General features: G+C 72.9%; 10 protein-coding genes. 5 read left to right on the top strand and 5 right to left on the bottom strand.

Annotated elements, in window-relative coordinates:
• Positions 1 to 210: 210 nt before the first annotated feature.
• Positions 211 to 519, bottom strand: a complete 309-nt coding sequence (locus tag ACFV4G_RS31815) for an AzlD domain-containing protein (RefSeq protein WP_380445580.1) — start codon at positions 517 to 519, stop codon at positions 211 to 213.
• On the bottom strand, positions 519 to 1,271 hold the full coding sequence (locus ACFV4G_RS31810; RefSeq protein ID WP_380445579.1) for an AzlC family ABC transporter permease: 753 nt from the start codon (positions 1,269 to 1,271) through the stop codon (positions 519 to 521). The genes ACFV4G_RS31815 and ACFV4G_RS31810 overlap by 1 nt, the downstream gene beginning before the upstream one ends.
• A gap of 195 nt (positions 1,272 to 1,466) precedes the next feature.
• Between ACFV4G_RS31810 and ACFV4G_RS31805 the strand changes: the two genes are divergently transcribed.
• The gene (locus ACFV4G_RS31805; protein ID WP_380445610.1) at positions 1,467 to 2,093 is read left to right on the top strand and encodes a helix-turn-helix domain-containing protein; all 627 of its coding nucleotides are present in this window, start codon (positions 1,467 to 1,469) and stop codon (positions 2,091 to 2,093) included.
• A 41-nt stretch (positions 2,094 to 2,134) separates the two neighbouring features.
• Here the strand turns inward: ACFV4G_RS31805 and ACFV4G_RS31800 are convergent, their stop codons facing one another.
• Together ACFV4G_RS31800 and ACFV4G_RS31795 are read right to left on the bottom strand one after the other, a co-directional pair.
• Entirely contained in the window at positions 2,135 to 3,940 is a 1,806-nt protein-coding gene (locus tag ACFV4G_RS31800) for a cholesterol oxidase substrate-binding domain-containing protein (RefSeq protein WP_380445608.1), read from the bottom strand.
• A 355-nt stretch (positions 3,941 to 4,295) separates the two neighbouring features.
• Positions 4,296 to 4,619 carry a hypothetical protein gene (locus ACFV4G_RS31795; RefSeq protein WP_380445578.1) on the bottom strand — a complete coding sequence of 108 codons (324 nt, stop codon included), beginning with the start codon at positions 4,617 to 4,619 and terminating at the stop codon, positions 4,296 to 4,298.
• 170 nt (positions 4,620 to 4,789) lie between these two features.
• Between ACFV4G_RS31795 and ACFV4G_RS31790 the strand changes: the two genes are divergently transcribed.
• Together ACFV4G_RS31790 and ACFV4G_RS31785 are read left to right on the top strand one after the other, a co-directional pair.
• Positions 4,790 to 5,509: a carbon-nitrogen hydrolase family protein gene (locus tag ACFV4G_RS31790; RefSeq protein ID WP_380445577.1), complete on the top strand. Its 720-nt coding sequence runs from the start codon at positions 4,790 to 4,792 to the stop codon at positions 5,507 to 5,509.
• 115 nt (positions 5,510 to 5,624) lie between these two features.
• Positions 5,625 to 7,088 carry a class II fumarate hydratase gene (locus ACFV4G_RS31785; protein ID WP_380445576.1) on the top strand — a complete coding sequence of 488 codons (1,464 nt, stop codon included), beginning with the start codon at positions 5,625 to 5,627 and terminating at the stop codon, positions 7,086 to 7,088.
• 151 nt (positions 7,089 to 7,239) lie between these two features.
• Here the strand turns inward: ACFV4G_RS31785 and ACFV4G_RS31780 are convergent, their stop codons facing one another.
• Complete coding sequence (locus ACFV4G_RS31780; RefSeq protein ID WP_329930749.1) at positions 7,240 to 7,710, bottom strand: SPW repeat protein; 471 nt, start codon at positions 7,708 to 7,710, stop codon at positions 7,240 to 7,242.
• Positions 7,711 to 7,896: 186 nt separating this feature from the next.
• Here ACFV4G_RS31780 and ACFV4G_RS31775 point away from each other — a divergent pair, with 186 nt between their 5' ends.
• Both ACFV4G_RS31775 and ACFV4G_RS31770 read left to right on the top strand, forming a co-directional pair.
• On the top strand, positions 7,897 to 8,496 hold the full coding sequence (locus ACFV4G_RS31775) for a PadR family transcriptional regulator (RefSeq protein ID WP_380445575.1): 600 nt from the start codon (positions 7,897 to 7,899) through the stop codon (positions 8,494 to 8,496).
• A 156-nt stretch (positions 8,497 to 8,652) separates the two neighbouring features.
• On the top strand, positions 8,653 to 10,353 hold the full coding sequence (locus tag ACFV4G_RS31770) for an acyl-CoA dehydrogenase family protein (protein WP_380445574.1): 1,701 nt from the start codon (positions 8,653 to 8,655) through the stop codon (positions 10,351 to 10,353).
• Positions 10,354 to 10,449 lie beyond the last annotated feature (96 nt).

The raw sequence follows: 10,449 nt of genomic DNA, 5'->3' as shown, positions 1-10,449 counted from the left end.
GGGGGTGACCCGGGGGGGGGGGGGGGGGGGCACCCCCCCCGCCCCGGGGGGGGGGGGGTGTTCCATAAGTGGGGTTTTTGGGGGGGGGGGGGGGGGGGGGGGGGGGGTCAGGGGGGGGGGCGAACAGATAACAGATGACAGATTTCGAAATCTGTCATCTGTTATCTGTTCGCTGTTATCTGTTCGCCGCCACTCGTCACCCGTCGGCGGTCAGCCCACCCCGCACAGCCGCAGCACCGCGGTCGTCGCCGCTCCCGCCACGACGACCGCCGGGAACGGCGCACGACGCAGGGCGAGGACACCCGCGACCAGGACGCCCGCCGGCCGGGCCCACCCCGCGAAGCCATGGCCCTGAGTGAGCGCACCCGTGGCGACCAGGGCAACCAGCAGGACGGAAGCGGCCACGGCCAGCAAGTGCCGGAGTCGCTCGGACAGTTCGATCCGGTGCCCGAGCAGCGGCCCGGCAAGACGGTAGGCGTACGTGCCTGCGGCCAGCAGCAGCACGGCATGCAGCGGCATCAACGGACTTCCTCCTTAAGGGCGTTGGACCGGTTCTCCACGGCGACCACACCCTCGACCCCTGCCGCCCGAGACTCCCCCGCCGCCGAGGGCTTCCCCGCGAACAGCAGCCCGACGAGCGACAGCAGCACCGGCAGCCCGGCCGGCAGGTAGGGCGTCGCCACCACCGCGACCACCGCTCCCGCCACCGCGGCCGCGCGCGTCCGACGGTCGTCGAGCGAGGGCAGCACGAGGGCGAGCAGCACCGCCGGGAAGGCGGCGTCGAGGCCGAGCGCGTCCGTGTCGCCGATCAGCCCGCCCGCGGCCGCGCCGAGCACGACGGAGACGTTCCACACCACGAACAGCGCGACCCCGCACAGCCAGAACGCGGCCCGCCGGCGCCGCCCGTCCGACTGCCGCAGGACGAACGCGGCACTCTCGTCCGTGATGAGCTGGGCACCGAACAGCCGTCGCCACCACGGGCCTTCGAGCACGTCGGCGACGGTGAAGCCGAATGGCAGCAGGCGAGCGTTGAGCACCAGCCCGGTGGCGACGGCCGCGAGCGCACCGCCGCCGGACAGCACCACACCCACGGCGGCGAACTGGGACCCGCCCGCGAAGACGAGGAGGGACATGACGACCGGCACCCAGAGCGGCAGGCCGCCGGAGACGCTGATCGCACCGAAGGAGGCGCCGACGAGGGCGTCGGCCAGGCAGACCAGAGCGATGTCACGGACGGTGGCAGACTCCAGTGTTCGAAAGAGCGAACGCATGTCCATTAGAATGAACCCGAGGCCAGCCGTTCGTCAAGGCGAACCCTTGGACCGCCACACCGAACGCCAGGTCCTGGGAGCCGGGGAACCAGGAAGCTCGGGAGCCCAGGAGCCAGGGAGCCGGACATGGGAGCATGGCGCGGCCGACAAGGCAGACGGGACCGCAGGAGGCGCGAGGAAGCGTGAGTGGACAGCATGAGTGACCCGACCCCCAACCCCGCCCCTTCCGCCGGATCCGGTACGGCCTCCGGCGCGGGCTCCCCCCTGGGCTCCGGCACGGAGCTGATCGGCCTGATCGCCGCATCGATCCGGCGCGAGCGCGAGCGCAGCGGCCTGTCGATGGCCGAGCTGGCCCGACGGGCGGGCATCGCCAAGTCCACGCTCTCGCAGCTGGAATCGGGGTCGGGCAACCCGAGCGTGGAGACCCTGTGGGCGCTCGGCGTGGCACTGAACGTCCCGTTCAGCCGGCTCGTCGACCCGCCGCGCCCGGCGGTGCGGGTGATCCGGGCGGGCGAGGGCCCCGTCACGCACTCGGAGCGGGCCGACTACGCGGCCACCGTGCTGTCGTCCTGCCCGCCGAACGCCCGGCGCGACATCTACCGCATCGAGGCGCAGCCGGGCGAGACCCGGGCCTCCGACCCGCACATGCCCGGCACGGTCGAGCACGTGATGCTGGGAGCGGGCCGGGCGCTGGCCGGGCCGACGGAGGCCCCGGTGGAGCTGGGCCCGGGCGACTACGTGAGCTACCCGGGCGATGCCCCGCACGTGTTCCGCGCGCTCGCCCCGGACACCCTGGCGGTGATCGTCATGGAACACATCTGACGCACCCGATGGATCGTCGATGGCCGACCGTTCGGAGTCGGCTACGTCAACAGGCCGTCCAGGAAGGGGTTTCCGAAGACCCGGTGGGGGTCGTGCCGGTTCAGGACGGCCACCGCCTCGTCCCAGCCCGGCCCGCCGCCGTCGCGCAGGCTCGCGGGGATGACCCGGCCGAGCAGGTCCGGGTCGGACCAGGCCGCGTCGGCGGTGTACGCCCAGCCCTTGGACCACTCCACGCGCAGGCCGGCCCGGGTGCCGTCGAAGGTGCGCAGCAGCCACTGTTCGAGGTCGCGGGCGAAGCGTTCGAGGCCCGGGGTGCCGGGGAAGGCCAGGACGTCGAGCCAGACGGCGGTGTCCCACTCGGGGCGGTCTGGGCGCGGGCGCAGCGCGGAGAGCAGGGGCGGCCGGGCGCCGGGGACGTCCGCGTAGGCGGGGTCATCCAGGCCGGTGACGCGGATCTCGACCGCGCCGTTCACCGGGAACTCGCCGCGCGCCTGGTAGTCGGCGAGCAGCTTCCGGTACTGGGCGGCGAATTCGCTGACGACCCACTGCAGGTCGGCGCGCTTGCAGAGGATCGCGTAGCCGTTGGCGGTGACCCGCAGGGTGGTGGGGCGCACGTACTGGAGGAGGGTGCGGGAGGGGCCCCACAGGTCCGAGCGCAGCCCGGCGGCGAGGAGGTGGGTGAGGAGGTCGCCGGTGAGCAGGTCGCGCAGCAGCCCGCCCGAGAGGAGGACGTCCGTGAGGTCGCCGGTGAGTCCCACTTTGGCGACGAGGTACTGGAGTTGGCCGAAGAGCGGGGCCGACGCCCAGGCACCGGAGACGATCTGGCCGGCGAGCCGGGCGACGGGTTCCGGGACGTTGTCCGAGAACGGGTAGTTGTAGGGCTGGTCGACGGCGCGGGCGGCGAGCGGTTTGGCCGGGGCGACGCTCCAGGTCTTGAGCCAGGGGTACTCGGTGTAGGCGAACCAGATGGCCTCGGCGCGCCCGTCGCGGTCGACGAAGTCGGCGAAGGTGCGCGGTGGGCCGCCGCCGAGCAGGCCGCCCAGGAGTCCGCCGCCGGTGTCGCCGGGACGGGCGAAGAGTTCGCTCGCCGGGATGTCGAGGCGGCTGACGCAGCGCAGCGGCCGGTCGGCGCCGGCCCGCAGGACGACCTCGGTGAGGAACGCCCGGCCGAGGTGGACCAGGAAGGCGGCGCTGTCGGCCTCGGAGCGGTCGAACGTGCGCAGGGCGTAGCGGCCGGTGGCCGGGTCGAGGACGACGGCGGTGAGCCGGGTGACCTGGTTGCTGACCGATCCGTAGCCGTGCCCGTCCTGGCGGGTCTCCCCGGCGGCCGGGACGGCGGTGCCGTGGCCGCCGATGGCGAGGACACCGCCGACGGTGAGCTCGCCGGGCGCCGGGCAGGCGGTGAGGCCGAGGCCGCGGCCGGCCAGGTGGGCGAGCAGGTCCTCCATGGTGGCGCCGGTCTGGACGCGCACGGTGGTCGGTGAGTCGGCCGTGATCGCGGTGAGGTGGCGGCTCGTGTCGACCAGGAGGACGCGGGCGCTGTCGGGGGTGCCGTTGGCGACGGTGAGCGGCGCCCAGGTGTGGCGGTAGCCGGTGGCGCGCAGGCGCCAGCCGTTGGCGTGCGCCCAGTCGGCGAGGGCGGGGACCTCCTCCGGGGTGCGGGGCGCGCACGTCCACAGCTGGTCGGTGCGGATCTCGCCGGACCAGTTCTGGAAGACCCGCTGGTACAGCTCGGTGCCGGCGGGCAGCCCGGGTGGGACGGGCGCGGCGGCCTCGGCGCTGTCCGGGCCGACGGTGCCGCGCAGCAGCCAGGCCCCCGCGCCGAGCGCCGCGGACGCGCCGAGCATCTGCCGCCTGGTCAGGCCGCCGCCGTGCGCTCGTGCCCCGTCGGCGGAGCCCGGATCCGCCGCCCGCACCGCTTCGCCGTCCCGGCCGCCGCCGGCTCCGCGCCACCGTCCTGTGGTCAACCGTCCCGCCCCCTGAGCTCGTCGCCCGGGTGTCCGTCGTCGGCCCCGGGTCCGGGCAGGAGCGTACGAAGTGGCGGACGGCCGTTTGAAGCGTTCCAGCCGATCATTCACCCGTACGAGTGATCATGGCTCATGCCGATGCGCGGTCGGGGCCGCCGGAGTGGCCCGGGGCCCGTCAGCGCGGCGAGGGCGGGCCCGGGACACGTCAGCGCGGCGAGGGCGGGCCCGGGGCCCGTCAGCGTGGCGCGGCGAGGGCGGCCTCCGCGTAGCGCTGCCATTGCCCGGCCGCCGATTCGGGAAGGCAGACCCAGTCCTTCATCGGCCGCCCGTCCGCCGGGTCGAAGAGGTGCGCCCCCTCCGTCGCGAGGGCCTCCGCGTGCTCGGCCGAGTCGCGGCCGAGGCGGCAGACCAGTTCGCCGCTGTGCAGTCCGGCGAAGGCCTTGCCGTTGACGTCCTTCAGGCAGGGCATGCCGAACATCTTGCTCCGGTGGGCGCCGCGCGGCGCCAGTTCGTCGGCGATGGCCTCGTAGCGGGCGGTGGCGCCCTGGTCGTTGGTCATGCGGCTCATAGTGGCGTGCCGGCGTGCGGCTGACCAGCCGTGCCGGAGCGCGACCCCGGTTCCGTCCTGCCTAGCCCTCTACCTGGATGGCCGCCCGCCGAAGCCTCTTGTCGGGCCATCGGACGACCGCATAAGTTGATCTTTTCCGCCTCGCGCCCGGGAGCACCGCCATGCCCGCATCCCTGACCGTCGCCGTCGCCCAACCCGTCTGCGAGGAGCCCGGCCGGCCGGACACCGTCTCCGGCAACGCCGCCCGGCACGCCGCGGCCGTCCAGGAGGCCGGAGCGCGGCTCGTGGTGTTCCCCGAGCTGTCGCTGACCGGCTACGACCTCACCGCCCCGGCCCTCGACCCGGCGGACGCGCGGCTCGCGCCGCTGATCGCCGCCTGCGCCGAGACCGGCGCCACCGCGCTGGCCGGGGCCCCGGCCGCGGACGCCGACGGGCGCGAATACATCGTGACCATGGCGGTCACCGGCGAGGGGGTCTCCGTCGTCTACCGGAAGATGCGGCTGCACGGCGAGGAGCTGAACCGTTTCACCGCCGGGGACGCACCCGTCGTCCTGGAGCTGGACGGGGTCAGGCTGGGCCTCGCGATCTGCGCGGACGCCGCCGATCCCACGCACGCCGAGGAGACGGCGGCCCTCGGCATCGACGCCTACGTCGCGTCCACCCTCTACGGCCCCTCGCCCGAATCCGCAGCCCGCCGCGACGAGCACCTCGGGGCCAGGGCCGCCGCCCACGGCGTCTGGAGCGTCCTCTCCACCAGCGCCGGGGCCAGCGGCGACTTCCCGGCCACCTCGGGCGGCTCGGGCTTCTGGGCACCGGGCGGCGCACCGGTCGCCCAGGCCGGCACCGCGCCCGGCGGCCTGGTCCGCGCCGAACTGCCGTAACCCCCGGGGGTGAACGCGCGGGCCACCGGAAATACCCGGGGCCCGCGCACGGCTGTCAAGATCGGAGACCGGGACGGGGACGCCGTTCGGGACCGTTCAGGAGGTGCAGCACGCGATGGGTGATCAGCAGGGCCACGGACAGCGGGCCGACCAGAACCACCGGGGCCACCAGGCCGGCCAGGTCCACGAGGCCGGGCAGGAGTACCGGGTCGAGCACGACTCGATGGGCGAGGTCCGCGTTCCCGCGGCCGCCAAGTGGCAGGCGCAGACGCAGCGGGCGGTGGAGAACTTCCCGGTGTCCGGGCAGCGCCTGGAGCGCGCGCACATCGCCGCGCTGGCCCGGATCAAGGCCGCGGCGGCACGGGTGAACGCCCGGCTCGGCGTGCTGGACGAGGAGACGGCGGCGGCCATCGCGGCGGCGGCCGAGGAGGTCGCGGAGGGCCGCTGGGACGGCGAGTTCCCGGTGGACGTCTTCCAGACCGGCTCGGGCACCTCGTCCAACATGAACGCGAACGAGGTCATCGCGACCCTCGCCGCCGAGCGGCTGGGCCGGCCGGTGCACCCGAACGACCACGTCAACGCCAGCCAGTCGTCCAACGACGTGTTCCCGTCCTCGATCCACATCGCCGCCACCGCCGCCGTCACGCACGACCTGATCCCCGCGCTGGAGCACCTGGCCGAGGCGCTGGAGCGCAAGGCCGCCGAGTTCGCGCAGGTGGTCAAGTCGGGCCGCACGCACCTGATGGACGCTACGCCCGTCACGCTGGGCCAGGAGTTCGGCGGCTACGCCGCCCAGGTGCGGCACGGTCGCGAGCGGCTGCTGGCCACGCTCCCCCGGGTCGCCGAACTCCCCCTCGGCGGCACGGCGGTGGGCACGGGCATCAACACCCCGCCCGGCTTCCCGGCGGCCGTGATCGAGGAGGTGGCCCGCGCCACCGACCTGCCGCTGACCGAGGCCCGCGACCACTTCGAGGCACAGGGCGCGCGCGACGCCCTGGTCGAGCTGAGCGGTCAGCTGCGCACCGTCGCGGTCGGGTTCACCAAGATCGCGAACGACCTGCGGTGGATGGGCTCGGGCCCGCGCACCGGCCTCGGCGAGATCAACCTGCCGGACCTCCAGCCCGGTTCGTCGATCATGCCGGGCAAGGTGAACCCGGTGCTGCCCGAGGTGGTGCTGATGGTCGCGGCGCAGGTGGTCGGCAACGACGCGACGGTCACGCTGGCCGGCGCGAGCGGCAACTTCGAGCTGAACGTCATGCTCCCCGTCATCGCCCGCAACGTGCTGGAGTCGGTGCGGCTGCTCGCCAACAGCGCCCGGCTGCTGGCCGACCGCACGGTGGACGGCATCACCGCCAACGTCGAACGGGCCCGGGAGTACGCCGAGTCGTCGCCGTCGGTGGTCACCCCGCTGAACCGGTACATCGGGTACGAGGAGGCGGCGAAGGTCGCCAAGCAGGCCCTGGCGGAGCGCAAGACCATCCGTCAGGTGGTGCTGGAGCGCGGGTACGTGGAGGAGGGGAAGCTCACCAAGGAGCAGCTGGACGAGGCGCTGGACGTGCTGCGGATGACGCGTCCGTAGCGGGGGCCGTCACGGACGGGTGCGGCGACGGGCTCGGCGGCGAAGGCCCGTGCGGCGGGCGTGCGGCCGGTGTGCGTGCGGCCGGCGTGCGCCGGGGCGCGGAGGGCGGCGGGCCGCCGTTCCGTGCCCCGGACGCGGGCTGCGGGGAAGGTCAGCCCTTGGCGCGGCCGGCCCGGCCGAGTCGCATCGCTGCTCCGTTCGACGTGATCGTGGCCATCGAGATCGCCGCGAGGCCGAGCAGGAACATCACGGCGCCGACGATGACGCAGGTGACGATGTTCTTGCCGTGCGCGACCGATCCGGAGACGGCCCAGGGGGAGATGATCGTCCAGATGCCGAGCGCCGCGGCCGCCCAGGCCCGCGCGTGGGTGCGCTCGTAGGCCGACCCGTAGCCCGCCATCAGCAGGGTGTAGGCCAGACCCACGATCAGGCAGGTCACGGTGAGGGTGCTGAAGGCGGTGAAGCCGACGATCCAGGGCGATGCGGCCAGGAACAGGCCCGCCAGCACGGCCAGGGCCTCGATGCCCTGGGCGCGCGGGGTCGAGGTGACCCGCTCGTAGTGTTCGCGTAGTTCGACGATGTCCGGATGGTGCTCCATGCCCATCGGGGTGTGGGTTGACACCGATACCACCTCCTGTGGTTCGGATCGTGGAAGGCGCTTGCCCCGTACCCATTCTGGCGCTTCTCGAACGTTTTGCACCTAATAGTCCGAAAAGGTCGATAACCATCCGATCACGGCGGTGACCTGCGTCTCACCGCTCCGGCGCGCCATTGCCTATGCAACTCGTTGCATAGCAGGATGCGGGGCATGGCACTGGAGCACGCGATCCTCGTCTCACTGCTGGAGCAGCCCGGCTCCGGCTACGAGCTGGCCCGGCGCTTCGACCGCTCGATCGGCCGCTTCTGGACCGCCACCCACCAGCAGATCTACCGGGTGCTACGGCGCATGGAGGCGGACGGCTGGATCGCCGCCGAGGAGATCGCCCAGGACGGCCGGCCGGACAAGAAGGTCTACTCGGCGGCCGGGCCCGGCCGGGCCGCGCTCGCGGACTGGCTGCGCGAACCGGTCGAGCCGGAGACCGTCCGGCACGAGCTCGCGGTGAAGATCCGCGCCGCGGCCTTCGACGACCCGGCCGCGCTGATCTCCGAGGTCGAGCGCCACCGCGACGGCCACGCCGCCCTGCTCACCCGCTACCTGCACGGCGAGCAGCGCGACTTCCCCGACCTCACCTCGCTCGACACCGCTCAGGAACTCCAGCACGTGGTGCTGCGCGGCGGCATCGAGTACGAGCGGATGACCCTTGCCTGGCTGGACGACGTGCTCACCACCCTGCACCGCCTCGTCGCCGACGGCACCGGCCCTGACGACGCGACAGGCAACGGGGAGCGGACCGCGGCGAACAGATGACGGCCGACAGATGACAGAAGACAGATAACAGAGTTTGAAATCTGTTATCTGTTATCTGTCCGTCGTCGGCCGTCGACCGCCCTCCCGCGCCGCCCCTGGCCCCACCCCACAGCCACCCCACAGTCACTCCACACCCTCGACCCCCGGGAGCCCGTGATGCTCTTCAACCCGCGTACCTACGACCCCGCGCAGTTCGACGAGCCGACCCGCCGGCTGCTGCGCGCGACCGTCGACTGGTTCGAGTCGCGCGGCAAGAAGGCGCTCATCGACACCTACATCGACCGCACGTGGTACGGCGACTTCCTCGAATTCGCCGCCAAGGAGGGCCTGTTCGCGGAGTTCCTGACTCCGTCCGCCGCCGACCCGGACAAGCGCTGGGACACCTCCCGGATCGCCGAGCTGAACGAGATCCTCGGCTTCTACGGCCTCGGCTACTGGTACACCTGGCAGGTCACCATCCTCGGCCTCGGCCCGGTGTGGCAGAGCGAGAACGAGGCCGTCCGCGCCCGCGCCGCCCGCCTCCTGGCGGAGGGTCACGTCATGGCCTTCGGCCTCTCCGAGCGCACCCACGGCGCCGACATCTACTCCACCGACATGATCCTCACCCCGGACGGCGAGGGCGGCTTCACCGCGACGGGCCCGAAGTACTACATCGGCAACGGCAACGTCGCCGGCCTGGTCTCGGTGTTCGGCCGCCGCTCGGACGTCGAGGGCCCCGAGGGCTACGTCTTCTTCGCCGCCGACAGCCGCCACGAGGCGTACCACCTGGTCAAGAACGTCGTGAACAGCCAGATGTACGTCAGCGAGTTCCGGCTGGAGGACTACCCGGTGCGCGCCGAGGACGTGCTGCACACCGGCCAGGCCGCGTTCGACGCCGCGCTGAACACCGTCAACGTCGGCAAGTTCAACCTGTGCACGGCGTCGGTCGGCATCTGCGAGCACGCCATGTACGAGGCGGTCACGCACGCCCACAACCGCGTCCTGTACGGCCGCAAGGTCACCGACTTCCCGCACGTGCGCCGCGAGTTGACCGACGCGTACGCCCGCCTCGTGGCGATGAAGCTGTTCAGCGCGCGGGCCGTGGACTACTTCCGCACCGCCTCCCCCGAGGACCGCCGCTACCTGCTCTTCAACCCGATGACCAAGATGAAGGTCACCACCGAGGGCGAGAAGGTCATCGACCTCATGTGGGACGTCATCGCGGCCAAGGGCTTCGAGGCGGACACCTACTTCGACAAGGCCGCCAAGGACATCCGCGGCCTGCCGAAGCTGGAGGGCACCGTCCACGTCAACCTGGCGCTGATCCTCAAGTTCATGGCCAACTACCTGTTCGCCCCGGCCGATTACGCGCCCGTGCCGACCCGCAAGGACGCCGCCGACGACGTCTTCCTGTTCCACCAGGGCCCCGCCCGCGGCCTCGGCGCGATCCGCTTCCACGACTGGCGCACCGCCTACGACCGGCACGCACACCTGCCGAACGTCGCCCGCTTCCGCGAGCAGGCCGACGGCTTCTGCGAGCTGCTGCTCACGCACGCGCCGAGCAAGGAGCAGCAGGCGGACCTCGACTTCCTGCTGGAGATCGGCCAGCTGTTCGCGCTGATCGTCTACGGCCAGCTGGTGCTGGAGCAGGCCGAGTTGACCGGCCTGGAGGCGAACGTGCTGGACCAGGTCTTCGACGCGCTGGTCCGCGACTTCTCCGCGCACGCGACCGAGCTGCACGGCAAGGCCTCGGCCACGGAGGAGCAGGCCGCCTGGGCGCTCGCGCACGTGCGCCGGCCGGTGGCCGACGCCGAGCGGGCCGCGAAGGTGTGGGCGCGCGTCGAGGCGCTGTCGGGCGCGTACGAGATGCAGCCGTAGTCCTGCGGACGGCTACGCAGGACCCGGGGGGGCCCGGGGGCGGGACCGCACCCCCCCCGTCGCACACCGGCCCGCCGGGTGAAAAACCCACGGCCC

Source organism: Kitasatospora sp. NPDC059747 (genome assembly GCF_042732955.1).
Taxonomy (GTDB): domain Bacteria; phylum Actinomycetota; class Actinomycetes; order Streptomycetales; family Streptomycetaceae; genus Kitasatospora.
This window is presented reverse-complemented; position numbering and strand designations above follow the sequence as displayed.